Genomic DNA, 24,900 nt, shown 5'->3' with positions numbered 1-24,900 from the left:
ATGTAAATGTACAAGATTGATGATATCGCTTAATTCTAAATAATAGCGGCTTTGGTATTTCAGTAGTTTGTTTGAGTTGTATTTAACTATTTAATTAACTAATTACTGCGCTTGATGAGGAAAAGTAAAAGCATTAAATTCAGCCATAACAATGCTCCACTGCTTGATTTTGACGTGGTTTTTTCGTTAACAGTTATTGTTACCGTAGCGCGAGCTCTATAACCTGACTTATCGGCTATTTGATAAGTTAATGTTTCAGAGCCAGTATAATTATTAGGAGCAGTATAGCTTAGGGTATTATTGATAATGCTTACGGCCCCTTCCCCATTATAGGTAACAGAAATCAAGGATAAGTTATCACCTGGGGTAAGATCTGAATCATTAACTAAAACATCAAAAATATTATTTTTGCTTTCAAAAGCAACATCATAAGCATCATCATTTGCTACAGGTGGATTAAACACTTCAAATTCGTCAGAAATATTAAAAAAGATATTATCAACGCATGACACTTTCAACCTCGCGCTTTTACTATCTCCACTTGGCGTACTCACTATATGTTCACCATCATTAGCTGTATTGGTCGCAAGCATTGTATTAAAGGACTCGCCGCCATTAGCTGAAAATTCAATATCAACAAACATGCAGTTTATTGGAGCACTATTTGTATTACTTACGTTCCAGCGGATTTGGCTCTGAGTTTCGTTTTGCCAAAACTCACCTACACTTGGTTGCGTAATAATAAATGCATCACTACTGGCTTCAACATTAACAATCATGCTATCAGATGCTACACCGCCGACTCCGTCTCTGGCGGTGACTTTAAAATTTAACGCTCGGTTTGTAGTTGGGTAATTTTCACCCATGACTAATTCACCGGATAAAATACTTTCTAATTGCGGTAACACTCGGTAATTGATTAGGCTAGGTTTATATGATCTGAAAATAGGTCTGCTGCCATCATCAACCATAGTTTCAGGGTCAAATGATGCAGTGCCTAAATCAACCTGCTCCCATGTATAAGTAACATCATCGCCATCAATATCATTCGCTTGAGCAGTTAGTTTAAACGGCGTATTTGCGGGTATTGTATAATTATTGCCTGCATCTACTGTTGGTGCATTGTTATTATTAGTTAATGTCTGACCACAAGTTTGTCCGATTCCCCACGGGTCATTAGTTAAATATGTAGTAATTTCACGTATTGATTCAACGTGAAAATAATCATCGGAGTTTTCTTGTAAATTTGTAGGGGCACAAATTCCTGTGTAGGCCATTATGGTAGAGCCACTGCCCGGCTCAAATGCTGATGTTTCCCAACGGTTGCCTGAACATGCCTCACTTAAAGAATTGAAGCTATGTTCAGCACCAAACTGATGACCAAGTTCATGGGCAACAAAGTCGATATAAAAACTGTCGTTGGTGGGCGCTAAACTGCCGGTAACTCCTAACGCCTTCCAAACACCTGAATTGGGATCGTTTTCATCGACTAAATCGTTATCACAAGCAACCCCAACACCGGCTAAACCACCTGCTCCGGTTGTTACAACATGGCCTAGATCAAACTTATCATTACCCAAATATTGCTGCAAAACCACTGCATTTTTATACACATCATCATCGTTATTTAAGAATGGATCTGTTACTGGGTCAAGGAAGATCACGGCATCAGTCTCAGCGACTAGTTGTAAGCTTACGGCTAAGTCTCGTTCGAACACTTGATTCATTCGATTTGTTAACGTGGTTAATGCAGCTAACACTAACTCCTTTGTGCCACCATGAAATTCGCTATATTCACCCGTTGCAGAAAACGCTATACGATAGGTTTTATTGATAGGACTATTGGCTACGCTTTTCGCAGCTAAAACGTTTGTATTGTTCTTAACTGCCTTAACCAAATCAGCAGGTATAGATGCTAGCTTTTGCGCATCTTGTTTATAATAGCTTGCATATTCAAATGGATTACCCTGATATTGAGGATCTATATATATGGTTTTGCCTTTATAAGTTATTAAGCCATGAAAACCTTGTGGGGTAATATCAAAACGACCGGTGTGATTTGGATTATCAACTTGAACGCCATTAAAGGCTCGTATAGATGGATATTTTTTTGATAATTCGGTCGGTAAAACACTGTTCTCTGATAGTTCAAATTTAACAATTTCGCCATCAGGTATCGGTACTTCAATAATTAATTTTTGGTTCGACATTTGTTGAGTTAATGCATAAAAATCAACGTTTATAGATCGGTAATATTTTGCCTTTAAATTCTTAGTGCTAGATAGTTGACTGGTTTTTGCCTGTATATGAGAATCATTTTTATCTATATCAGTCCAAACCGGTGACTGAAATGCAGTTTGTGCATTAACAGGAATGATAGCGGTAATTAACAGCGCAGCTGTATAAGCTAAAAACATTTTCATATAGGAAACAACTTTATCTAAGGCAAGTTTTTATTTAGGCAATAGCGAATATTTACAGAATACTAAACAAATTTCCAGTCAATAAAGTTTAATCTAGAGTTAATTTATTGATTTATTATGCGCTCGAACAAAAAAAGCCGAATCAATTATGTTGATTCGGCTGATAGGTCGACAGTTTATTAATTGTTTTCCAACGAATTTCGATAATCTCTTGGCGACATGCCCACCCAGCGTTTGAAAGCGCGGGAAAAGTTACTACAATCGGTAAAACCAAGTAAGTACGTGGCTTCAGCCATAGACAAACCGTCTTTCCCAATATATTGTTCGGCTAATTCCTGGCGAATTTGGTCGAGTAAGTCTTGATAGTTCGTACCTTCTTGCTTTAACTTGTTGTGAAAGGTACTCGCCGTCATATGTAATGACATGGCAACACGTTCGCGTGAGCAGTCACCAGATGGCAAAAATTCGATAAGTTTAGCAACAACACGTGATTTTAAATCAACTTTTGCAGTTTTTTCTAAAAACTCAGTTACTGTTTTATCACTTTCTCGGGCAAGTTCTAAATTAGAAGCCGGTAGCTCTTTATCAAGGTCGGCAACATCAAAACATACTTTGGTTTTTTCAGCGCCAAATTCAATATCACAATTAAAGTGATCATAATATTGTTGTCTGATCTCTTCAGGAGGTGTCCAAATCAATGATATTTTCTTTAAATTATACTCAGGGCCGCTGATCATTCGGGCAAATTTTAAGGTGATTGCGGCAAATGTATCTGAATCAAAGTTTTTCACTGTTTGGCAATTACTATCGTACTCTACACTTGTTAAGCATGCGGAGCCCATGGTCTCTGTGTATTCGACTTTAAGAAGTGTCGAAATTAGACCAAAGTAACGTTGATAGCGTTGACAAAAAGAACGAAGCGTATCGCTGTATAGTAGTCCAACGCCAAGAGCATGGTAACTAGCCGGACTTAAGAACTCTACACATTTAAAGCTTAACGTAGGATCTGTTGCCTGAACACTCAAACGAATCAAATTATTCATTAATTCGTGTGGTACCCGATTCATACCAGATTTATATTCGCTAAGATTTATACCTGCTTGCGCCAATATTGCGTTAGCGTCTATATTGGATGATTTTAATGCTAGGCAAATCGTTGCGGCATTACCATAAAAACTGCTTGGAGATATGTTTGCCATTGATAAAAGGGACCTAAAGCTAGTATATAAAATGTTAAGTTAAGTTAAATACTAGCCTATAAATTGAAATTAAAGCAACCGTTAAAATAAGTCAGTCTATATTTTATTAGTAACAAGCTCTTCACTTACTTGATGTTTTTTACAAAAAATCAAATATAAGCCATAAGTAAATAAAGGAATAAAGAAGAATATAAAAAAGGACGCTGAGAAAAATGTGTAGCCTTTAGCGACTAATTCCATCAAACCGATACTGGCAAGCCAAATACTGGCAAAAAATAACACCGTTGATACAAGTGCATGCCCGAAACCAGATAATTTTTTACCACGTTTCTCTATGTTATATGAATCAATTCGCTCGACGAAGCCCTGTAATAAGCCTACACCAGTTTGTGCAATCATGATAAATACGACACTTACATAAAGATCGATGAATAAGGCAGATTCTATTTGCTCTAATATCCAGTAACTAGGTAGTTCCTGGCCAACTATCTCTGGGTAGCCAATCATAAAAATAGTATGAAAAGATATTGCTGGTGATATTGCTACATAGCCAGCGATACAAGCTGCTATAAATGCCTCTTTTCGTGTTTTTAGCTGAATGGCACAGTAAAGTACCAGAGGAATAAAACCAGCATTAGAGAATCCGTATTTTAAGCCTGTAAAAACAGAATCTAGAAATGTTTGCTGGGTTAATGTGTCTTCAGCAAATTTAGTAACTATGATATTACGATAATTATCATCTAACATCACATCGAAAAATAGGTATATGAGTATAATAGCTAAGGCAACAACCGAATAAATCATCGAGCTTTCTACGTATTTTCGGCCTAAATAATTCAGTACGACCACAATAACTAATAATACAGCACTACCATAAATAGTCTCATAGCCAAAATGGTCTTTAGCAATGGTTCCTGCGGCAGTAGCACATATAGCCAAAGCAACAACTAAACCAAGCATGATCAAAATCTCGTAACAAAACCAGCCTTTATTTAATAAAACCTTAAAAAAGCTTCGGTAGTCATAAGCTTTAAACTTGCGTGCAAATTCAAAACAGAGAAATAAACAAACGGCATAAACTAAGCCTATGGTGATCATTGAAACAATACCACCATAAGGGCCGTGGCCTGACATAAACTGCACCACTTCTTGGCCAGAGCCAAACGCACCACCAAACATTACCGACAAAAATACCGATGATGGAATTAGAATAACGCGCATTAGGTATGAAGACATAAAACTCACTAAATGGGTAAAAACGACTAGATGATGTCAAAATCAACCAACATATACTGGTCTTATATATTCAAGTTTAGGTCATAATTAATAGCAAACACTTTGAAATGTTGCTTCTAAGTTAATATTACTACTTAGCTTGTTCTGGCCTTACTTTTCTTGGTGTGTCATCTATTTCTTGCGGAAATTCCTCTAAGTTAATTTGCGCCCGTTTGCTTTTTTTCGCTAGCACCAATAAACCTATACCAATAATTGTTTGTACTATTAACCAGTTCAATTTCCCTTGACCAAATAAAAGCTTCTGGCCCCAATAAAAACTTAAATCCACGCAAATAGCTATGCTGCTTAACAGTAAAAATTTTGGCCATAACGTTTGTATCCAATGACTAGCTTTAGGCTTTCGAGCAAAAATTACAATTAGCAAAATAAGGCCTGGAATACCTGTGGCTAAACTTAAATAAAACAGACTTGAATCTGAGTATACCCATTGGATCAAACTTAATTTGTCGCGTAAATTACTTAACGACATTATACCAATGGCATATCCTCTGAGTAAAAAAGCCAAAATAAAATAAAAAATGAAAGAAAGTTTCAAGCAATTATGTTTGTCAAAATCGTTGATTGAATAGTTAGCTAAAGGGTGCACGGCGAAATCTACTTTTGGTTAATGTTAAAGCTGTATGGCTGCAAGCTTCATACTTTTACGATTTGGATAAGTGCGCAAGTGAGGCGGCATTATCTTCCCAGTTTTGACCGTCAAAATCTTCTATCGGCCATTGTTGCCAGTCATTTGTATCTAAGCATTTAGCATTAACGCTATAGCCGTCTGGGTTTGAGCGCGGTACATAAAAAGGTTTTATCCCACAGGTTTTACAAAAGAAGTGCTTAGCAATTTTGCTATTAAACTGATAACAACTTAATTCATCTTCATCACTGAGCAGAGTAAATTTATTGCCCGGTACAATTAAATGGATAAAGCCGGTCATCGAACATATTGAGCAATTACAGTTTGTTATAAACGGGGTTTGTTCCACTAAAATTTCAAAGCGAACCTTTTTACAATGACAGCCACCTTGTAGTTTTCTCATCATATATCCTCAGAGCCCAAGTCTTGAATTGCTAACTTTATTGCCTTTAATGCCCTTGACTTAAACTCGCGGTAAAACAATACGTAGACAACCGCAAGGCTGGAAGTAATAAACAATAAAGGATGAAAAAACCAACTTAGGGCGGCGAGTGAAAAGTAATATGATCGTAAACCATAATTATAAGCGTGCCCTGCTTGGTCTTGTACTACACCCATTTGTTTTGCGTAGTCTAGTAACGCTGGATTTGTGGTTTTCTCAGCAACAGGAGCTGCTCCTATTAATATGTTTAAAAAACCGTATTGGCGCATAGACCAAGTAAACTGAAAAAATGCCATAACAAATATCATACCTAATAAACTAAGTTTGACTTGAATCGCTACATTATTGCGCTCTGTTGCAATAGGAATTGATGATAACACTTCATTTACATTTTCTACTTGGGTAAACAGTGTTAATACACCTGCCAATATCAGTAATGTGGTAGAAGCGAAAAAAGCAACATGGCGGTCTAAATTAGACAGTAATGCGGCATGCGAAACACGAACATCATTATCAAGAATTTGACGCATCCAAAGAATTCTATGTTGATGTAATACTCTTGATAAACAAGGAGTGTTTTTTGCTTTAACCCGAGCAAATTGGGTGTAACCAATCCAACAGATAAAAAATAGTGCTAATGCAATAAAATCAACAAAGGTTAATGACAAAATTTATCCAAATTTTTGTAGATGGGTAATTAGATAATTTTATTATGCCTATTCAATTTATATTATCCATAAATTAATCACTATTTAGATAAAATTAATTTAACCACAACGATGCATATACCTTACGTTAATTTAGCGTTAATCACTTAATATCATTGACAGTAAGTCTTTAAATACGCTATAAAAAGAGTGTTAATGGTTGTTAACAATGCAGGGTTATAAATATATTTAGCCCTAAAAAAATAAAAATAAATGCAAACATAGGAAGTAGTCATGATTTTGCCCAGGGAGAGCGCAAAAGCATTAGCCATGCTAATGTTACTTTGCAGTGCTGCTTTCCCATCTCTAGCTGAGCCCATTAACATACCAAACATTAAAGCAGTCATTACTTTTGATGGCGAACTTAATGAACCTGTATGGCAGCAAGCAAAACATGTTGAAGTTAACATTGTAAACTACCCTTATGAAAATACTCCCAGCCCAGTAAAAACTGATGCCTATATCTTTGAAGATGGCAGCCACATTTACTTTGCATTTAAAGCTCAAGATCCTAACCCTGAAAATATTCAAGCATTTATTCGCGATCGTGACGATGCTTTTTCTGATGATATTGTTGGCATAAAACTAGATACATTTAACAATCATCGTTTAGCTTATAAGTTTTTCGTAAATCCTTATGGCGTGCAAAATGATGGTATTGATAATGCGATGACTTCGCAAAATAGCGATCTTTGGGATGGTATTTGGGATGCTGCAGGCAAAGTTACTACTGATGGTTATCAAGTAGAATTTGCCATTCCTTATCGAGAGCTTAATTTTGAAGAAGGTAGTGATATTAAAACTTGGGGCATCGAGTTATTAAGGCTTTACCCAAGAGACAAAGTATTACGAATTTCAAACATTCCCTTAGATCGTGATAACCCTTGCTGGACTTGTCAAATGGCAGAGATGCAAGGCTTTGAACAAGCTAAAATAGGTGAAAACCTGTTAATTACACCATCAATCGTGGCCAAAGTAGATGAAGAGCGTGACGTATATGCTGATGAGGATTGGCAGTCAGATAATGACGCTGAAGTAGGCCTAAACCTGCGTTGGGGAATAACGCCTGACGTTATGTTAAATGCGACTATCAACCCTGACTTCTCTAACGTAGAGGCTGATGCAGGTCAATTGGCCGTTAATAAGACCTCGGCATTATTTTTTGATGAAAAAAGAACCTTCTTTTTAGATAATTCAGAATACTTTTCAAGCCCACTGAATTTAGTTTATACCCGAAATGTTACCGATCCAGACTACGGCGCTAAAGTAACAGGAAAACTTGGTAAACAGACCTTTGGTTTTTTCATGACCAAAGACAATTACACCAGCCTAATTTTGCCGGGGAACTTATATTCTTTACCTGATGATATTTCTGATGAAAGTTATTCTGGTGCCTTACGTTACCGATATGATGTAAACGAAGATTTATCATTTGGTTTAACTTCAACGTTAAGAAGTGCTGATGATTATCACAATTATGTAAATGCGATTGATGTGAAGTATAAAATGTCAGTAAGTAATACGCTAATTGCTCAAGTACTAACGTCTGATACTGAATACCCAATAGAGCTTTATGATAAATGGTGCCCTAATTCGGGTGCACAGGATGAATGTTATTTATCTTCAATGATCAACAAAAATGAAGGCGCATTCACAGATCAAGCATTTAAACTTGAATTTGAACACAGCAGTGAAGATTGGACGCTAAGAACCCAATATAAAGCCATAGGTGAAGACTTTAGAGCTGACTTAGGCTATTTACCACAAGTTGACTATAACGAATTTACCACCACAGTTAATCGAACGGTCTATTTCGATGACACGCTTTGGTCTGAAATGATTTTTGGCGGCGAATTTCAAACAAGTCACAATGATGATGGTGACTTAATTAATGAACGTTCATCCGTAAGCTATACAGTGTGGGGGCCATGGCAATCTATCTTTGATGCAGTCTACTCGCACGAGGAGCAGGTGGGTCTTCGTTATGACACCAACCAAACGGCAATTGATAATAATACCACTTTATTTGAGCTAGATTATTTAGACTTGTTTATGGATATGCAGCCAAGAGCTGATCTTATGTTGGGTTTTTCAAGTCGAATAGGTGATGCTATTGATTATACCAATGATCGTAAAGGTGAGTTAATTGAGTTTGCTCCTAAGCTTACTTGGAATATTACCACTCATTTAGAGCTAGAATTAATGCATGTGTATGCAGAATTAGAAGCTGAAAGCGATTTTGTTTATCGTGAAAACATTACTGACTTCAGGTTAACTTATGCATTTAATGTAAATAGTTTTTTGCGCTTAACCATGGTTTACAATGCAACTGATTACAACCAAAATAATAACCCTGACATTATTATTGATTCAGATTATCATGATAACCTTTCCACTCAACTGCTTTATTCCTATAAGTTAAACCCGCAAACGGTATTCTTTTTAGGTTATTCCGATAACTCAATTGATAATGATTTTATTGGCGAAAAGAAAGAGATAAAACAGAATCAACGTACCGCATTTTTAAAGCTTAGTTATGCTTGGATGTAGTTGAAGAAGAGACCATTTAATTGAAATGGCCTCTAATCACGAGACCAAATTTTTAATTTTCTACAGCAGTTTATTAGATAATTAATGGACTTGGTATAAACAACTAACCTTAAGTGGTAAGCGACATTTGCTATTTAAGGGTTAACTTATGTCCGGCATTGTCTATCTTTGCCTTTAAGTAATCTTCGTTACCGTCTTTAATATGAGTTGAAGTATTGACTTCTTGTTCAACGGTTAGACCATAATCATTCAAAGCTTTTACTTTTTTCGGGTTATTGGTCATTAGCTTTAATCGACTGATATTTAATGCTTCAAGCATTTGTCCAGCTTCAGTAAAGTCTCTAAGGTCATCACCGAAACCTAAGTGATTATTGGCTTGATAAGTATTCATACCTTCAGACTGAAGCTTATATGCATCAATCTTATTATATAATCCAATACCACGCCCCTCTTGGCGAAGATAAAGGATAATTCCCCCTTCTGTCGCCATTTGGTTAATAGCTTCATCAAGCTGCTCACCACAATCACAACGGGAAGAGTGAAATACATCACCAGTTAAACATTCAGAGTGAATTCTAACCAATGGTACTTGTTGAGATTGATCAGCTTGTTCAAACACCAAGGCAACATGCTCTTTATCAGAAGCAAGCTGGTTAAATGAAATCATTTCTGCAGGAATGTGACTGTTTGAGCCAACTTTTAAAGAGATTCTTGTACGTACTTTAGCCATGTTTACTACTTAATTAGCTGTTGATGAACGTTTATATAGTTAGGGCAAAATTTACAATATCAAGCATTTTATAAAGCTGAAAAGAAAAATACCCAGCAAAAAGTTTCAGGAGCTAAACTCAAAACGAGATCCTGACGGTCGTCAGGAACTGAATTGGTGTTTATTAGCTAAGTGGCATTTCAGATAATTAGCCGGCATTCATCTTTTCCGTTAAACACTGCTGCCTTGCAAGATATTCCAGAGTAGCACATTCATCAGTCGGAGCACTATTTGCTTTAGCTGAACTAGAAGATGATGAACTACTTTCAGATGATGCACAGCCAGTTAAAAATGCGCTAAATAAACAAAACATGATCAGTTTATTCATAATTATCTCCATTTAAAATATTGATAAAATTAATTATTTAAAGCATAGGCAATAATTTACAATTAGTTAAACCATTTGCTCATATTTTTCCCTTGCTGCATCAATAATTTCTTGCGCTACCTTTTTCTTCTCGTCAATAACTACCGTTGCCGATATTTTATCTTGAATAGCTTGTCGATTAGGATCCCAATACACCTGTAAGAAACCGAGCAACCCCGTTGCAGGGCCCGCAGCATATCCACCAAAGCGGCCAAAACTATCCCACATCGAAAGCGGAGTTCCATCTAGCTGTAATACTCGAATATTCATTAAGCGTTTACCAGGGGTTTTGCCATTCCAGCGCGCAGTAAATACAGTAAAGTAAAATGCCGCCCAACCAACTCCTAAACCTAAATCATTAAAGATACCTTTGATCAGTTCAATGATTGAATAAATTGGTCGTTCTGATTTCTTTTCTTTAGCCGAGACTTCTGGTGTAACATTGTAACCAGAATAATTTTTATCATACTTTTCAGAATATTCGCTAGCGGTTCTAGGTTGTTGAGCAACATCATTATTAACAGCATCGGCTTGTTGATTTAATACTTGCTTTTGTGCAAGCAATGTTTGAAACTTTTGCTCAAAGTGCGCTAACAGTTGTTTTTGTTCAGTCTCAGGTAATTCCGTTGAGTCACTTACATCTTTGAATAAGCCAGTTGCTTGTGTAGCATTTAAATCGAGTTCAACCGCATGATCTGGAACTTCATTAAACACCTCTTGCCAACATGGTAAGTCATTACAGTTATGCTCTTCTGCAGCTTTAATGGTTTTAATGGCATACCCAGCCATTTTTATCGCAGTGCCAACATTTACATTTTTATCGCCTATGGCAATAACCCCATTTTCTTTTAATTCTTTTAACTGCTCTTCACTATATTCATTTGTACCGTCACCAAATAAAGATTGTACTAACGGTGGTAAGGTGTTTAAAAGTAAAACTAATACTATTATCGCGCCTAAAAATCTCATAATGGCGCGGCGTTTACGTCCTTTCACTTTTCCTTGTTGCTCGGCTCTGCTCTTACTGCCAACTCTGAATGCCATGATCGCAAATGCTATCGCTAGTAACTCGCCACCCGCCCCGCTCAATGCTGCAATAAGTAAAAAATCAATCGAGATTGCTATGCCACGCTTCCAAGGGCTAGCTATTGCAGTACCAAATAAATCATCATTAAATTTAAAAGCAAAGGGCGTAATGATCTCTTGAGTTTCGTCTAACGTTAGTTTCTTTTTAGTTTTCGCAAAGATGTTTCTCATCAAACTTCCTGTTAATTCTTTATTATTAAGAGTTTAGAGCAATTTTTATTATTAGTGAGATTATAGTAATTCTTTGATCCCTGCCGATAAACCTTCAATTGTCATCGGATACATTCGATTAGCCATTAATTGTTTCATTAAACCAATTGACTGGTAGTAATTCCAATATTTTAATGGTTGTGGGTTTAACCAAATACAATTGTCAAAATGTGTGGTCATACGCTCTAGCCACACACTACCCGGCTCTGCGTTCCAATGTTCTACACTGCCACCAGGGTAGGCGATTTCATATGGCCCCATAGTAGCGTCTCCGACAAAGATAATTTTATAATCTTTTGAGAAACGATGAATGATATCCCATACATCGAGTGTCTCTTGATAACGGCGGCCATTGTCATGCCAGACGTGTTCATACACACAGTTGTGAAAATAGAAGTATTCCAGATGCTTAAATTCTGTATGAACCGCTGAAAACAACTCTTCACACACTTTAATATAGTCATCCATTGAACCACCAACATCAAAAAACATCAGCACTTTTATTGCGTTATGTCGCTCAGACTGCATTTTAATATCAAGGTAGCCAGCATTTTTAGCTGTAGCTCGAATGGTATGGTCTAAGTCAAGTTCTTCCACTGCCCCCGTTCGAGCAAATTGACGCAGCTTTCTTAAGGCAATTTTAATATTACGAGTGCCCAATTCGACACTTGAATCTAAGTTTTTAAATTCTCGTTTATCCCACACTTTTGCCGCGCTGAAATTTCTATTGCCATCTTGACCAATACGAGCACCTCCGGGATGATAGCCTTCAGCGCCAAACGGTGAGGTACCGCCTGTACCTATCCACTTATTCCCGCCTTGATGGCGCTTTTCTTGTTCAGCTAAACGCTCTTTCAACGTTTTCATTAGCTCTTCTAAGCCACCAAGTTTTTTTACTTTGGCTTTATCTTCTTCGCTTAAATGCTTAACAAAGCGTTTTTCTAACCAATCTTTTGGAATGCCAGATAGATCTAACTCAACATTTGCTACGCCTTCAAAATAGTTGGCAAAAGCCCGATCAAATTTATCAAAATGACTTTCATCTTTAACTAATATCACCCGTGAGAGAGTATAAAAGTCATCAATAGAGCAAAATATTACATGTTTTTTCATCGCACCGAGTAAATCAAGCAACTCACGTAAGGTGCAAGGCACTCGATACTCACGCAGCTTGATAAAGAAATCTAACAGCATTAACGCTCACCACGGTGCATAAAGGCGAGTTTTTCAAATAAATGTACATCTTGCTCATTCTTTAATAAAGCGCCATGTAATGGAGGGATAGATTTCTTCTGACTGGTTTCATGCAGCACTTCAGTAGGAATATCTTCAGCAACTAAAAGCTTTAACCAATCAATAAGCTCTGACGTTGATGGTTTTTTCTTTAAACCAGGGATTTCTCTAAGGTTAAAAAATACAGCCAGCGCTTCATCTAATAGAGTTTGTTTTAACCCATCAAAATGAACATCAACAATACTTTGCATTTCAGCTTTTTCTGGAAACTTAATGTAATGAAAAAAACAACGACGTAAAAAAGCATCTGGTAGCTCTTTTTCATTGTTAGAGGTAATAATTACAATTGGACGTTGTTTAGCAACAACTTTCTTTTGAGTTTCATACACATAAAACTCCATTTTATCGAGTTCTAATAATAAGTCATTAGGAAACTCTATATCGGCTTTGTCAATTTCATCGATAAGTAATACAGGACGTTTTTCAGCAGTAAACGCCTGCCAAAGCTTGCCTTTAACTATATAGTTACTGATGTCTTTTACACCTTCACTGCCTAATTGACTGTCGCGCAAACGAGAAACGGCATCGTATTCATACAAGCCTTGTTGCGCGCGCGTTGTCGACTTTATGTGCCATTGGATCAAATCGGTACCTAATGCATCAGCCAACTCTTCTGCAAGCATAGTTTTACCTGTACCTGGTTCACCTTTAATTAATAATGGTTTTTCAAGCGCAATAGCTGCGTTTACAGCAAGTTGTAGGTCTTGGCTAGCGATGTAATTTTTGGTGCCTTTAAATGTACTCATGGGATCCTTGAAAATTTAATAATTGTGATATACCAAATGGTAATAACTACAATAAAACAAACAGTTATTAGTTATATCGTTCTGTTACTTTCGAAAATATGAAAACGGTGTAGTCTTAACTACAATTAACTAATTATTTAGCGAATCTTAACGCGATTTAACCGAATTTCAAAGGACTTAACCATGACAACCTTATTTCAAAATAATCCAGATACTATTGGTAAAACACCATTAGTAAAACTAAACAATGTAACTGGTGGTAATGTATTCGCCAAAATTGAAGCGAGAAACCCTAGCTTCAGTGTGAAATGTCGTATTGGCGCGAATATGATTTGGGATGCCGAGAAAAAAGGCACGCTTACTAAAGGTATTACTATTGTAGAGCCAACAAGTGGTAATACGGGTATTGCGTTAGCGTTTGTTGCCGCATCTAAAGGTTATGACTTAATATTAACTATGCCGCATACCATGAGTTTAGAGCGTCGCAAATTACTTGTCGCATTAGGCGCAAAGCTAGAATTAACGGATGGCGCTAAAGGCATGAAGGGCGCAATTGAAAAAGCGGAAGAGATTAAAGCACAAGATCCAAGTAAATATTTAATTTTAGGCCAATTTGATAACCCGGCAAACCCTGAAATTCACGAACTAACAACAGGTCCTGAAATTTGGAATGACTTAGAAGGTAAAGTAGATATTTTTGTTGCTGGTGTTGGTACAGGCGGCACTATTACCGGTGTTAGTCGTTATATTAAAAATACTAAAGGTAAAGCAATTCAATCAGTTGCGGTAGAGCCTGAAGATTCACCTGTAATAGGCCAAAAATTAGCAGGCGAAGAACTCACACCTGGACCACATAAAATCCAAGGCATTGGTGCAGGTTTCATTCCTGGTAACCTAGATCTTTCAATTATCGACTCAGTTGAACGCGTTTCAAATGATGATTCAATGGCTATGGCGCATCGTTTAATGAAAGAAGAAGGTATTTTAGCCGGTATTTCATCAGGCGCTGCAGTTGTAGCAGCTAAACGTTTAGCTGAAAAACCGGAAAATGCTGATAAGAATATTGTAGTTATATTAGCAAGCTCGGCAGAGCGTTATTTAACAAGCCCACTGTTTTCAGATACATTTACTGACGCTGAACTTTCACAGTAATTAAAATATGAGGGTCAGAGTCAGGTTATTTGATAATAACCTGACTCTGACCCTAGTTTTAGCTCTTAGCTTCTGGTTTCTCGTTTCTCGTTTCTCGTTTCTAATTTTTAGTTACTTAAAACTTTACCTTCACGACGCGGATCTGCACCACCTACTAATTTATCGTTAAATACTTCAATACCATGAATGCCACTATTTAAGTCTCTAACAGATACTTTATGCCCCATCGCTTCAAGTTTTGATTTGTAGGCAGCAATATCAGTACCTTTCTCTAAAGTAGTTGCATCATTACGATTAGTAACTTTAGGTAAATCGATAGCCGATTGTATATCAAGCTGCCAATCTAGTACGCCAATCATAGTTTGCGCTACATAGTTAATAATTCGGCTGCCACCTGGCGAGCCAACAACCAATCGAAGACTGCCATCTTGATTAAACACCATAGTAGGTGCCATTGAGCTTCTAGGGCGTTTAAATGGCTCTAGGCGGTTAGCAACGGGAACACTGTTTATCATAGGTGCTAATGAAAAGTCAGTAAGTTGATTATTTAACAAGAAACCTTCAACGAATACGGCTGAGCCAAAGGCCATTTCAACACTGGTTGTCATTGATATTGCATTACCTTGAGCATCTACAATTGATACATGAGAAGTTGATGGCATTTCAATAGCGTTATCATTAGCAAGTTTTGCCGTATTTTCAAACTCCCCAGCAACTGCACTGCCCATATCAGTTTCTAGTGAAATAAGTTGCCCACGTTGGTTTAGGTAATTTGCATCAGTTAACTGCTCAACAGGTACTTTTACAAAATCAGGGTCGGCAATGTATTTTGCTCTATCAGCAAAAGCTAAGCGTGAACTTTGGGTAAACAAATGCAAGGCATTGATTTCATTAGCTGCGTATTGCGCCAAATCATGTTGTTCAAGTTGTTTTAATATTTGAATTACCGCAATTCCGCCGGAACTTGGTGGCGGCATACCACATACGTCATAAACCTTGTATGCCCCACAAACAGCTTTACTTTCGGTAGCACGGTAATTTGCCATATCTGGTAACGAAAGGCGACCAGGAGCTATTGCAGAGTTTTGAGCAGCATTCACAATGCTTTGTGCAATCCACCCTTGATAAAATACGGTAGTGCCCTGCTCTGCGATGGCTTTATATACTTTTGCTAATGCTGGATTTTTAAGTAAGGTTCCGGCAGTAAGCGCTTTCCCGTTTGGATAAAAATAGCTACTTGCCGAAGGTAATTTTTTAATACCTGGATTAAACGCCATTGATACAAGCTTTGCCATACGAGGGGATACTACAAACCCTTGCTCTGCTAACTTAATTGCATCATCAAATAACACTTCCCAGGGTAATTTTCCATGTTTTTTATGGGCATCTTCTAAAGCTTTTAATACTCCAGGAACACCAACACTACGACCGCCAACAACCGCATCAATCCAACGTACAGGATTACCCTGTTCATTTAAAAATTGATCTTGGCTGGCATGTTCAGGTGCAACCTCTCTGCCATCAAAGGTGGTTAATTGTTTATTGGCATTATCAAAATGCAAAATAAATGCGCCACCGCCAATGCCTGACGATTGGGGTTCAACTAAGGTTAGTACTAATTGTACGGCAATTGCTGCATCAATCGCATTACCGCCCTGTTCTAAAATATTAAACCCAGCTTCGCTCGCATATGGGTTTGCCGCAGCAACCATGTGTTTTTTGCCGACAACAGCTTTCGAATTTTGAATTCCTGTTGCAGCTTCAGGCTCTCTATCTTCACGAATTTCTGTACTGTTTGATTGTTCAAAGGTACAAGCTGTTGTTGCCAGCAACAAAGGGATAAGAGTAAGTAGTTTAAGCTTATTGAGCACGTGAGTTCCTTTAGGTTTTATTTTTGTTAGCAAGTGATAATTGAAATTGATTAAATTTAGTAAAACTTTCTAGTAATGCCGTGTATTTAACATTGTTACCTTCTAAAGCACCTAGTGCATGAGCACAGGCCTCTAAAGAAGATACATCACTGTCTTTATGATGCTTGCGAATAACATACTGGCTTTTTATATCATTTGCCAGAGTGATCTTGTTTAAGCGATGCAAATTAGTCGACAACTGATACATGCGATAGGCTTTCTTCCACGTACCATCAAGTATAAGAATGACAGTTTTACTTATCATAGTATCAGTTAGTTTATTCGCAACGAGTGAGCTTGCTTCTGGATAAAGAAGCAATACATTATTTTCGTCATCATTAATGATGTTATTTAATGTTTCATCTTCATTAAAGTTTTCGCCAATGATTATGCTAGAGTTTTGCAAACTCAAATGCGCTAGCATAGCGGTACCTTTGGCTTGTTTCTCTTCACTAGGGTGTTGTAGAAAAACCACCCTCACATCGTTTTCAATCTGAGAGCACAATTTACAGATACATGTGACTAGCGGTCGTTGACACCTTGTGCAATACTGTCTGCTCATAATACCAATTCCATTAAGTTATTGCCCACTTGTGCTGGTTAAAATACTCCATGTCGGCGTTGCTCTCAATCCCAATAGCCAGCTATTGGTCAATCGAGCGCCTTGCCCTGATTTATTTTACCTACGCACAACAAGATCACAAACTTAATGAAACTGGTATAACACCTGCGAGCAAAAGCTTGTTTACTAAAAAAAATTAACCGTATTATACCTCCTATGTTGAAGTTGTCTTTACCTTTTAATTCGCAAGCATTTACCATCCCTTTGTCTATTTTCGTTATCGCTGTGGTTGTTTACCTGCTACCGGACGCTATATCAGAGTACTTAATTTATGATCGTAATAAGATTATCGATGGCGAATATTGGCGCTATCTAACAGGTCATTTTTTGCATACAAATTTTAACCATCTGTTGTTAAATCTGGCTGGTTTAACAATGCTTTGGGCCTTGCATGGCGATCATTACACCAATAAAAGCTATAGCGAGTCATTTTTACTTTCTGCAGTTATTTGCAGCCTTGGTATATTTTACCTTGTTCCTGATATGGCTCGTTATGTCGGTTTATCCGGCGTGCTACATGGTATTTTTGTGTGGGGCGCAATATGTGATATTCAAAAAGGGTGGAAATCGGGCTACCTCTTATTAATTGGTGTTTGGGGTAAAATCATTTACGAACAGGTGTTTGGCGCCAGTGCTGATGTAGAAGCGTTAATTAATGCCTCTGTTGCTATAGATGCACATTTATGGGGCGCGGTTGGCGGGTTAATATTACCGTTCATAATATTTGTTAAAAAGCGGTCAAAAAGGTAAAGCGATAAAAGGCTGTGATCAACAGCCCCTTTCAACTCCAAATAGAATAACTACTTCTTCGAAATTGTCTCCGGAGACGATAACCCTCTGCGATGCACCCAAACACTATAGTTTGTTTCACTAAAACTTCCGCCATATTCTTCTAATAATTCTTGTGCTTTCTCTTTTGAGTCCATTTGCTCACTCAAGCGTACGAAGAATGATTTCTCTTGCGGCATCATGTCGGCATAACTCTCATGGCCAACAACTAACTGCAACATGGGTTTACCACCGATACGACTATTCCAAGACCAACTTTCAGGCCATTTCATTTGTTTAGCAGCATCACTTATAGCTTTAATAGACGCTTGCATCTCAAAACCTTCGCCAGGTTTTGGGTAAAGCGTATCTACTGAAAAATATTTAAATGTTTTAGTCGTGTCCCATGAGCTATTATCGATATCGGCTTTGCTATAAAAATGCTCACGATGTTTAATGTATTTAACGACATTCTCATGCCAGTGTTTAGATGTTTTCGCGGCTTTACTCCAATCATTATGATCACTTATTTTATCCCAGTTGGTACAACAACCTCGCAAGGCATAGGTATTTAATTGATCACCAATCACTTGTGTGTATACATCCCAATTAAGTTTTTCTCCTTTATCAACTCTATATTGCATATGCGCTTTTAACGCTTGTTCAAATGCTTTTTTATTAACGTTATCTATTGTTATCACCCATACATCAGTTAAAGGCGTAGTGTTTTCTTCTGCAGCCTTTAAACCAAAAGATAATAAACAAAGAATCCAGATAAAAGATAAACTTAAATGTATTTTTTTCATTATGTTCCCCAGTGTTTGGTAATTTAAATCATTGAAATTACTATAGTTGATAAAATTTAAAAAAGAAACGAGGAGCTAGGAATGAAGGACTAAGGGTTAAGGTTGGGTATTGTTTCAGTATTTTATGAAACCATAGCTCTATTGACTCGAACTTGAGCTCATTATCAGAAAAAACACACCGTCATTGCGGCGCAGGCCGCAACCTCCTTCAGGATAAAGTGTGGATTTAAACAACCTTATTCACTTCTGTTCAATTTTGATACGAGCAATTAAATGTTCATCTACACTTTAGTTTCAATCATTGAAAAGGAATTCAACAATGAAACAGCCAGCAATTTATATCATTTCAAATAAGTATAATAATGTTTTGTATATTGGTGTCACGAGCAATTTGGTTCAACGAGTATATCAACATAAAGAAAAGCTTATTACTGGCTTTAGCGCTAAATACAACTTAACTAAACTTGTTCATTTTGAGCTATTTGATGATATGGAAAATGCGATTGTAAGGGAGAAGAGATTAAAGCAATGGCATCGAGAGTGGAAAAATAAAATGATAACTAAAACAAATCCAAACTGGCGGGATTTATACCCTGATATAATTTAGCTATATATAGATGTAGCCACAGCATGTTTTAGGAGGTTGCGGCCTTCGCCGCAATGACGTGGTTAATTGTTTCTGAGTATGCTCTGAAATTTGGAAATTAAACATCTCTGTCACAAACCTGTCACTTTTAGCCCTGGCTTTAAGTTTGTCGAATCTGGGAGATATGAGTTCTTGTATCTGGATAACCACTATAAGAGAAGTGGTCGGCCGTGAAGGATTTGAACCTTCGACAAATTGGTTAAAAGCCAACTGCTCTACCAGCTGAGCTAACGGCCGATACAAGGGTTTACATTTACATTTGAATGAATTGGTCGGCCGTGAAGGATTTGAACCTTCGACCCATTTGGGTATAAACGTTAAAAGCCTCGACTTTCTTTTATACTCAAACTACCTATCATTTTGTTTCATTTTACATTTGAATGAATTGGTCGGCCGTGAAGGATTTGAACCTTCGACAAATTGGTTAAAAGCCAACTGCTCTACCAGCTGAGCTAACGGCCGAATTCATTTCATATTGTATTGTTTATATCGCAACCACATTCTTATGTTGAAAGTGGTCGGCCGTGAAGGATTTGAACCTTCGACAAATTGGTTAAAAGCCAACTGCTCTACCAGCTGAGCTAACGGCCGATATAAACTTTTCAAAACTATTTATCTTTTCCTATTAAAATTTAATAAAAAAGAAGTGGTCGGCCGTGAAGGATTTGAACCTTCGACAAATTGGTTAAAAGCCAACTGCTCTACCAGCTGAGCTAACGGCCGCCATAGTTTCTTAACATTGAAGTTGGTGCCTCAATGCGGGGCATATGATACTGATAATAATTATTAGTGCAACAACAAATTTCAGTTTTTTGTAAAAATAAGTTTGTATGCGCAAAAAGAGAGCAGATAGAGCAAGTTATCGTCAAAGTATGTAATTATTTGTGCTCAAAAAATGTACTCCAACGATAACCTTACATTGTTCTTAGTAAACTAAAAAAATTATAGACTAGATAATCTAGCTTTGGCTAATTGCGCAGCAGATGAATCTTCATACTCTTTTATCAACTGATTAAAGATCGTTTTCGCTTTTTGAGGGTTATTTAGTTTCTGTTCAACCATGCCTAATTTCAACATTGCATCACTGCGCTTGGATGAATTTTCAAAATTATTGATGACATTTGAAAACTCAGTACCCGCTTCTTTTAACTTACCTTTGTTAAATAATAATTGCCCTAACCAGTAATGAGCATTGGCAGAATAACTAGAATTAGGAAACTTTTGGTTAAACGATTGAAATTCAGTAATGGCCAGATCGTATTTTTTCTGTTTTAACACCAAATTCACCGCATGATCATAAGCTTCATTTTCGGTTAAGTTAGATGAGTAATTAACATTGTTGTTATTTCCAGCAGCGGGCACTTGCGGTGCTGATTGAGCAGCAGCAGCTAGCCTTCTATCAATTTCTTGATAGAGTTCACGTTGTCGTTGCAGAATTTGACTAATGGTATAGGCTTGCTCTTCGGTAACACCTCTCAGCTCGCTTAATTCTGTTTGTAGCTCATCTATTTGTTGCTGCATAGAGTTTAAAGCATTGTTACGCACCTGTAATGTACGCTGTAACGTTGTCATATCTGTTGGCTGTGCAGTTTGAACAGATTGTTCGTTAATGTCTAAAACAGGGGCTGGCTCAGCCGCAAGTGTGTTTGCACTAGCCATTACCGCTAAACTGAAGATGAGTTTATACGATGTCATTGAATATCCTATTACCAAAAATTATTAATTTACTAAAATTATGATAGTAAATATTTACTTATATAAAAAGAAAAAAGCCTGATAACACATTAAAATATTAAGAATTCATTTAACTGATATTCTAATAAATTTAATCTGTTACAAGCTTTTTAAGATATTTATGTTTAAACCAGTGTGTGTTCTGGTTTAATCAAAAATAAACAGTCTATTAGTATACTAAAACAGCGCGACGGTTTTTAGCGAAAGCACCTTCAGTACGGTCACTAATTGCAGGCTTTTCTTCACCGTAACTAACTGTTTCAATTTGAGACGATAAAACACCAGAGTTTTCTAGATATTTTTGAACAGCTTGAGCACGACGTTCACCAAGAGCGATGTTGTACTCTGGAGTACCACGTTCATCAGCGTGACCTTCAATTACTACACGAGCGTTAGCGTTGCTAACTAAAAATGCAGCGTGCATGTTTAAAATGTCTGTTACTGAAGAATCTAATTTAGACGTATCGAAGTCGAAGTAGATAGTGTTAGAAGCTTGTAACTTATCTTGTTCTTCTTGTTGAATTTGCTCTAAACGAGCAACTTCTGCAGCAGCGGCAGCTTCAGCAGCTTGTTGCTCTGCTTGTGCTTGTTGTGCAGCTTGGTTAGCAGCAACTTCTGCTTCAGCTTCAGTTGTGTCATTTGAGCTACATGCAGCCATTGCCATTAGTGGCAGTGCTACAGCAATGCTTTTAACAAGTTTATTTAAACGCATTTTCTTTCCTTTTTTGAATATAAAATTAAATTATTTTTATTATAAGTATGGTGACCATGCTGGTGCTTTCACTTGCCCATTTTTTGCGGGCAAACGAGCTTTAAAACGACCATCAACAGAAACCAAACCTAATACTTGGCGGTTATTATGCAAAGTACTATAAATTATCATGCCACCATTTGGGGCAATACTTGGTGATTCGTCCAATCTTGTCTTTGTTAATACTTGTACAGGATTCATCGAATCAAGCTCTTGCTTAGCAAGATGGTATTGTCCTTGTGTGCGATTAACCATAACCAAATGGCGCCCATCGGGGGTAAAAGAACCACCAAGATTCATTTCACCATCAAAGGTAACTCTTTTCACTCTACCATTAGCTAAATCTACGCGATATAACTGCGGTTTACCACCCCGTTCTGAAGTAAATATTAAAGAATTTCCATCAGGTGCCCAATTTGGCTCGGTATCAATGGCTCGATGACGGGTAATTCGACGTAATTTTTTAGTAGCAATATTCATTACATAAACTTCAGGATTACCATCTTTAGATAATACCATCGCCATACTTTTACCATCAGGAGACCAACGAGGAGCTCCATTTATTCCCTTAAATGTTGAAATCACCTCACGCTGAGCAGTATAAATATTTTGAATATATATTTGTGCTTGGCGTTGTTCAAAAGTGACATAAGCTAATTTAGTACCGTCAGGAGACCAAGTAGGTGACATTAAAGGTTCAGAAGAGCTTAATAATACTTGTTCGTTATAGCCATCGTAATCGGCTAGTACTAATTGATATTTTTTAGCGCCACTATCGCGCACAATCACATAAGCAATTTTTGTTAAAAATGCCCCGCGAACACCGGTAAGCTTTTCAAATACGCTATCTGATATTTGATGTGCTTTTGGTCTAAACAATTTAGCGGGAATATATTGACTAGGGCTAGAATTAATTAATACATGATCATTACTTTGTACTAATTGACCATTTTTTAATGAGCGCCCTTCTCCATCAGACATTTGCCCGCGAATAATATCAACAAGTTTAAAAGATATGAGGTAGTTATTTGGAGAAGATTCAGTAACATTCCCCATCACAATTGCTTCAACACCTAGATTTGCCCAAGCTTGATAATCAACATCAGCGACAGTTGTTGGCATTTGTGGCATATTCATCGTGCTAATGGGGTTAAATTTACCACTGCGCAGCAAATCATCACTGATCACTTTAGCAATATTTTCCGGTAAAGCACTAGTGCCTTCATAGGTAAAAGGTAATACGGCTATAGGCCTAGCAGTATTAACACCGCCTGTGATAACCAACTCTAGCTCGGCATTTGCTTTTGACATCATTAGCGATATAAGCGCTAATGTAACCAATATTTTTTTCAACATATTTACTTCATTACCTATTAATTAAATTCAGGTTCAATTATTAAACTAAGATCTTTTAACTGATTAAATACTTCAGGGTCTTTAGACATCGGAAGTTGTCTTGCCTTATAAACGGCTTTAATAGCAGCGTCACAAACTCCTCTGTCGCCTTTCCCAGCCTTTGCGTTGATAACATATCCACTTTGAGCCAGAGTTACTTTAACTGTACAAGTTTTGCCACGCATTGACTCATCTTTTATCAAATTACGGTTTACAGTGCTTATAATTAGAGCACTGTACTTTTGTACCTCACCCATTACTTGTTGGCTACGGGCTGAGTCTCTAGATGCCATCTCTTCAAGCATTTGTTGTTCTAGCATACGCTCTTGTTCAGCGCGTTCGGCGGCTTCTTTTTTGCGTTTGTCATCAGCTAGTTTTTTTCGACGACGCTTTTCTGCAGCATCTTTTTCTGCTTTTTCTTCTTTTAAACGTTTAGCTTTTGCGTCACTTGCTGCTTTTTCTGCTTGCTTACGCTCTTGCTCTTTTTTCTTACGTTTTTTCTCTTCAGTTGCTGCTTTCGCTCTTGATGTTTTTGCAGCATCATCTGCTTTTTTCTTTTCTGCTTCTTTTTTCTTACGCTGCTTTTCTAAGTCTTTTATTTTTTGAGCTTCTCTTTTGCGTTTCTTAGCCGCATCATCAGCGCGACGTTCGAGCTCTTTAATACGATCATCTTCACGCTTTTTAATCGCTTGTTTTTGTTTTTTAAGTTTATCAACTTGTTGCTTTAATTTACTTTGATCAATTACAACAGCATCAATAACCTGCATTTGTGGTTTAGGGGTCGGTTTAGCTTTGGGACTAAAGTCTGTATTAAGCATTAACACAATGGCCATTATTAAATGGATACCCACAGCCGCCGAAATAGCAATGATATATTGCTGTCTGGCATTTTTGCCATCAGGTAAATAAGTAAATACCAACATGCATTTTTTAACTAAATTGCCAATAGCATTTTTAAATACAGCAAACACTTATTATTGCTCCGGCGATTCGGTCATTAAGCCAACGGAAGGAACACCCGACTGTTGTAATAACACCATTAATTGAATGATTGAGTTATAAGGGACGTTACCATCTCCATTAACAACTACAGGAGTGTCAGGTTCAACTTCTAAACGCGCACTGACTAACACAGCTAATTCATCAGGCTCAAGAGGTTCAGATTTAGAGTCGCCTACACTCAAATAAAACAAACCATCAATATCAACACTGGCAACAAGAGGTGTTTTCGAATCTTGTGACAGTGCTTCAGAGTCAGCTTTGGGCAGCTCTACTTTAACCCCTTGGGTGACCAAAGGAGCGGTTACCATAAAAATTATCAATAACACTAACATTACATCAATGTATGGAACTACATTGATTTCGGCTACGCGTTTACGTTTAACTCGAACGTACATACTAAA

23 protein-coding genes and 4 tRNA genes are annotated in these 24,900 nt (G+C 37.3%); 4 read left to right on the top strand and 23 right to left on the bottom strand.

Annotation, left to right across the window (positions count from 1 at the left end):
- Positions 1-98 precede the first annotated feature (98 nt).
- The 6 genes from RGQ13_RS08100 to RGQ13_RS08075 form a co-directional block, all read right to left on the bottom strand.
- On the bottom strand, positions 99-2,423 hold the full coding sequence (locus tag RGQ13_RS08100; RefSeq protein ID WP_348393048.1) for a reprolysin-like metallopeptidase: 2,325 nt from the start codon (positions 2,421-2,423) through the stop codon (positions 99-101).
- Positions 2,424-2,602: 179 nt separating this feature from the next.
- Complete coding sequence (locus tag RGQ13_RS08095) at positions 2,603-3,622, bottom strand: AraC family transcriptional regulator (protein WP_348393047.1); 1,020 nt, start codon at positions 3,620-3,622, stop codon at positions 2,603-2,605.
- Positions 3,623-3,718: 96 nt separating this feature from the next.
- Entirely contained in the window at positions 3,719-4,858 is a 1,140-nt protein-coding gene (locus tag RGQ13_RS08090; RefSeq protein ID WP_348393046.1) for a hypothetical protein, read from the bottom strand.
- Between the two features lie 130 nt (positions 4,859-4,988).
- Positions 4,989-5,504 (bottom strand): DUF2919 family protein, encoded by a 516-nt coding sequence (locus RGQ13_RS08085; RefSeq protein ID WP_348393045.1) that lies wholly within the window; start codon positions 5,502-5,504, stop codon positions 4,989-4,991.
- A gap of 55 nt (positions 5,505-5,559) precedes the next feature.
- Positions 5,560-5,946 (bottom strand): GFA family protein, encoded by a 387-nt coding sequence (locus tag RGQ13_RS08080; RefSeq protein ID WP_348393044.1) that lies wholly within the window; start codon positions 5,944-5,946, stop codon positions 5,560-5,562.
- The gene (locus RGQ13_RS08075) at positions 5,946-6,653 is read right to left on the bottom strand and encodes a DUF599 domain-containing protein (protein WP_348393043.1); all 708 of its coding nucleotides are present in this window, start codon (positions 6,651-6,653) and stop codon (positions 5,946-5,948) included. The genes RGQ13_RS08080 and RGQ13_RS08075 overlap by 1 nt, the downstream gene beginning before the upstream one ends.
- A gap of 273 nt (positions 6,654-6,926) precedes the next feature.
- Here RGQ13_RS08075 and RGQ13_RS08070 point away from each other — a divergent pair, with 273 nt between their 5' ends.
- Positions 6,927-9,242 carry a DUF5916 domain-containing protein gene (locus tag RGQ13_RS08070; protein ID WP_348393042.1) on the top strand — a complete coding sequence of 772 codons (2,316 nt, stop codon included), beginning with the start codon at positions 6,927-6,929 and terminating at the stop codon, positions 9,240-9,242.
- A gap of 130 nt (positions 9,243-9,372) precedes the next feature.
- Here the strand turns inward: RGQ13_RS08070 and ribA are convergent, their stop codons facing one another.
- The 5 genes from ribA to RGQ13_RS08045 all read right to left on the bottom strand — a co-directional run bounded on the left by ribA (position 9,373) and on the right by RGQ13_RS08045 (position 13,713).
- Positions 9,373-9,972, bottom strand: coding sequence for a GTP cyclohydrolase II (gene ribA / locus RGQ13_RS08065; protein ID WP_348393041.1), 600 nt, complete (start codon positions 9,970-9,972; stop codon positions 9,373-9,375).
- A 187-nt stretch (positions 9,973-10,159) separates the two neighbouring features.
- Positions 10,160-10,339, bottom strand: coding sequence for a hypothetical protein (locus RGQ13_RS08060; protein WP_348393040.1), 180 nt, complete (start codon positions 10,337-10,339; stop codon positions 10,160-10,162).
- Positions 10,340-10,405: 66 nt separating this feature from the next.
- Complete coding sequence (locus RGQ13_RS08055) at positions 10,406-11,635, bottom strand: RDD family protein (RefSeq protein ID WP_348393039.1); 1,230 nt, start codon at positions 11,633-11,635, stop codon at positions 10,406-10,408.
- A 60-nt stretch (positions 11,636-11,695) separates the two neighbouring features.
- Complete coding sequence (locus RGQ13_RS08050; RefSeq protein ID WP_348393038.1) at positions 11,696-12,868, bottom strand: vWA domain-containing protein; 1,173 nt, start codon at positions 12,866-12,868, stop codon at positions 11,696-11,698.
- Complete coding sequence (locus RGQ13_RS08045; RefSeq protein ID WP_348393037.1) at positions 12,868-13,713, bottom strand: AAA family ATPase; 846 nt, start codon at positions 13,711-13,713, stop codon at positions 12,868-12,870. Before RGQ13_RS08045 ends, RGQ13_RS08050 begins: the two co-directional genes overlap by 1 nt.
- Before the next feature lie 183 nt (positions 13,714-13,896).
- On the opposite strand from RGQ13_RS08045, the gene cysK reads away from it, so the two are divergent.
- Positions 13,897-14,865, top strand: coding sequence for a cysteine synthase A (gene cysK, locus RGQ13_RS08040; RefSeq protein ID WP_348393036.1), 969 nt, complete (start codon positions 13,897-13,899; stop codon positions 14,863-14,865).
- A 107-nt stretch (positions 14,866-14,972) separates the two neighbouring features.
- On the opposite strand, the gene ggt is transcribed toward cysK, so the two are convergent.
- Positions 14,973-16,736 carry a gamma-glutamyltransferase gene (gene ggt, locus RGQ13_RS08035; protein WP_405054179.1) on the bottom strand — a complete coding sequence of 588 codons (1,764 nt, stop codon included), beginning with the start codon at positions 16,734-16,736 and terminating at the stop codon, positions 14,973-14,975.
- Between the two features lie 10 nt (positions 16,737-16,746).
- Positions 16,747-17,337, bottom strand: a complete 591-nt coding sequence (locus tag RGQ13_RS08030) for a tRNA-uridine aminocarboxypropyltransferase (RefSeq protein ID WP_348393035.1) — start codon at positions 17,335-17,337, stop codon at positions 16,747-16,749.
- A 216-nt stretch (positions 17,338-17,553) separates the two neighbouring features.
- On the opposite strand from RGQ13_RS08030, the gene rrtA reads away from it, so the two are divergent.
- Entirely contained in the window at positions 17,554-18,147 is a 594-nt protein-coding gene (gene rrtA, locus RGQ13_RS08025; protein WP_348393034.1) for a rhombosortase, read from the top strand.
- Positions 18,148-18,197: 50 nt separating this feature from the next.
- On the opposite strand, the gene RGQ13_RS08020 is transcribed toward rrtA, so the two are convergent.
- Positions 18,198-18,971 (bottom strand): hypothetical protein, encoded by a 774-nt coding sequence (locus RGQ13_RS08020; RefSeq protein WP_348393033.1) that lies wholly within the window; start codon positions 18,969-18,971, stop codon positions 18,198-18,200.
- Positions 18,972-19,290: 319 nt separating this feature from the next.
- Between RGQ13_RS08020 and RGQ13_RS08015 the strand changes: the two genes are divergently transcribed.
- The gene (locus RGQ13_RS08015; RefSeq protein WP_348393032.1) at positions 19,291-19,578 is read left to right on the top strand and encodes a GIY-YIG nuclease family protein; all 288 of its coding nucleotides are present in this window, start codon (positions 19,291-19,293) and stop codon (positions 19,576-19,578) included.
- A gap of 200 nt (positions 19,579-19,778) precedes the next feature.
- Here RGQ13_RS08015 and RGQ13_RS08010 read toward each other — a convergent pair.
- The 9 genes from RGQ13_RS08010 to tolR all read right to left on the bottom strand — a co-directional run bounded on the left by RGQ13_RS08010 (position 19,779) and on the right by tolR (position 24,894).
- Positions 19,779-19,854 (bottom strand) — tRNA-Lys (locus RGQ13_RS08010).
- Positions 19,855-20,003: 149 nt separating this feature from the next.
- Positions 20,004-20,079: transfer RNA gene (locus RGQ13_RS08005), tRNA-Lys, on the bottom strand.
- Positions 20,080-20,132: 53 nt separating this feature from the next.
- A tRNA-Lys gene (locus RGQ13_RS08000) sits at positions 20,133-20,208 on the bottom strand.
- Positions 20,209-20,264: 56 nt separating this feature from the next.
- Positions 20,265-20,340: transfer RNA gene (locus RGQ13_RS07995), tRNA-Lys, on the bottom strand.
- A 219-nt stretch (positions 20,341-20,559) separates the two neighbouring features.
- The gene (gene ybgF / locus RGQ13_RS07990; RefSeq protein WP_348393031.1) at positions 20,560-21,312 is read right to left on the bottom strand and encodes a tol-pal system protein YbgF; all 753 of its coding nucleotides are present in this window, start codon (positions 21,310-21,312) and stop codon (positions 20,560-20,562) included.
- A gap of 208 nt (positions 21,313-21,520) precedes the next feature.
- Positions 21,521-22,063, bottom strand: coding sequence for a peptidoglycan-associated lipoprotein Pal (gene pal, locus RGQ13_RS07985; RefSeq protein ID WP_348393030.1), 543 nt, complete (start codon positions 22,061-22,063; stop codon positions 21,521-21,523).
- A 39-nt stretch (positions 22,064-22,102) separates the two neighbouring features.
- On the bottom strand, positions 22,103-23,458 hold the full coding sequence (tolB, locus tag RGQ13_RS07980) for a Tol-Pal system beta propeller repeat protein TolB (protein WP_348393029.1): 1,356 nt from the start codon (positions 23,456-23,458) through the stop codon (positions 22,103-22,105).
- Positions 23,459-23,475: 17 nt separating this feature from the next.
- Positions 23,476-24,468 carry a cell envelope integrity protein TolA gene (tolA, locus tag RGQ13_RS07975; RefSeq protein WP_348393028.1) on the bottom strand — a complete coding sequence of 331 codons (993 nt, stop codon included), beginning with the start codon at positions 24,466-24,468 and terminating at the stop codon, positions 23,476-23,478.
- Between the two features lie 3 nt (positions 24,469-24,471).
- Positions 24,472-24,894 (bottom strand): protein TolR, encoded by a 423-nt coding sequence (gene tolR, locus RGQ13_RS07970; protein ID WP_348393027.1) that lies wholly within the window; start codon positions 24,892-24,894, stop codon positions 24,472-24,474.
- Positions 24,895-24,900 lie beyond the last annotated feature (6 nt).

Source organism: Thalassotalea psychrophila (genome assembly GCF_031583595.1).
Classification (GTDB): domain Bacteria; phylum Pseudomonadota; class Gammaproteobacteria; order Enterobacterales; family Alteromonadaceae; genus Thalassotalea_A; species Thalassotalea_A psychrophila.
The sequence above is the reverse complement of the archived record's forward strand: the minus strand, read 5'-3'. Positions and strand labels throughout refer to the sequence as shown.

Bases quoted from the DNA above. Each gene is read 5' to 3' on its own strand.
- RGQ13_RS08030 (WP_348393035.1), bottom strand. From the start codon at position 17,337: ATGAGCAGACAGTATTGCACAAGGTGTCAACGACCGCTAGTCACATGT.
- RGQ13_RS08080 (WP_348393044.1), bottom strand. From the start codon at position 5,946: ATGAGAAAACTACAAGGTGGCTGTCATTGTAAAAAGGTTCGCTTTGAA.
- cysK (WP_348393036.1), top strand. From the start codon at position 13,897: ATGACAACCTTATTTCAAAATAATCCAGATACTATTGGTAAAACACCA.
- RGQ13_RS08050 (WP_348393038.1), bottom strand. From the start codon at position 12,868: ATGCTGTTAGATTTCTTTATCAAGCTGCGTGAGTATCGAGTGCCTTGC.
- RGQ13_RS08060 (WP_348393040.1), bottom strand. From the start codon at position 10,339: ATGAATAAACTGATCATGTTTTGTTTATTTAGCGCATTTTTAACTGGC.
- RGQ13_RS08090 (WP_348393046.1), bottom strand. From the start codon at position 4,858: ATGTCTTCATACCTAATGCGCGTTATTCTAATTCCATCATCGGTATTT.
- tolR (WP_348393027.1), bottom strand. From the start codon at position 24,894: ATGTACGTTCGAGTTAAACGTAAACGCGTAGCCGAAATCAATGTAGTT.
- ybgF (WP_348393031.1), bottom strand. From the start codon at position 21,312: ATGACATCGTATAAACTCATCTTCAGTTTAGCGGTAATGGCTAGTGCA.
- RGQ13_RS08055 (WP_348393039.1), bottom strand. From the start codon at position 11,635: ATGAGAAACATCTTTGCGAAAACTAAAAAGAAACTAACGTTAGACGAA.
- RGQ13_RS08095 (WP_348393047.1), bottom strand. From the start codon at position 3,622: ATGGCAAACATATCTCCAAGCAGTTTTTATGGTAATGCCGCAACGATT.
- RGQ13_RS08015 (WP_348393032.1), top strand. From the start codon at position 19,291: ATGAAACAGCCAGCAATTTATATCATTTCAAATAAGTATAATAATGTT.
- RGQ13_RS08045 (WP_348393037.1), bottom strand. From the start codon at position 13,713: ATGAGTACATTTAAAGGCACCAAAAATTACATCGCTAGCCAAGACCTA.
- ribA (WP_348393041.1), bottom strand. From the start codon at position 9,972: ATGGCTAAAGTACGTACAAGAATCTCTTTAAAAGTTGGCTCAAACAGT.
- RGQ13_RS08070 (WP_348393042.1), top strand. From the start codon at position 6,927: ATGATTTTGCCCAGGGAGAGCGCAAAAGCATTAGCCATGCTAATGTTA.
- tolB (WP_348393029.1), bottom strand. From the start codon at position 23,458: ATGTTGAAAAAAATATTGGTTACATTAGCGCTTATATCGCTAATGATG.
- pal (WP_348393030.1), bottom strand. From the start codon at position 22,063: ATGCGTTTAAATAAACTTGTTAAAAGCATTGCTGTAGCACTGCCACTA.
- rrtA (WP_348393034.1), top strand. From the start codon at position 17,554: ATGTTGAAGTTGTCTTTACCTTTTAATTCGCAAGCATTTACCATCCCT.
- RGQ13_RS08100 (WP_348393048.1), bottom strand. From the start codon at position 2,423: ATGAAAATGTTTTTAGCTTATACAGCTGCGCTGTTAATTACCGCTATC.
- RGQ13_RS08020 (WP_348393033.1), bottom strand. From the start codon at position 18,971: ATGAAAAAAATACATTTAAGTTTATCTTTTATCTGGATTCTTTGTTTA.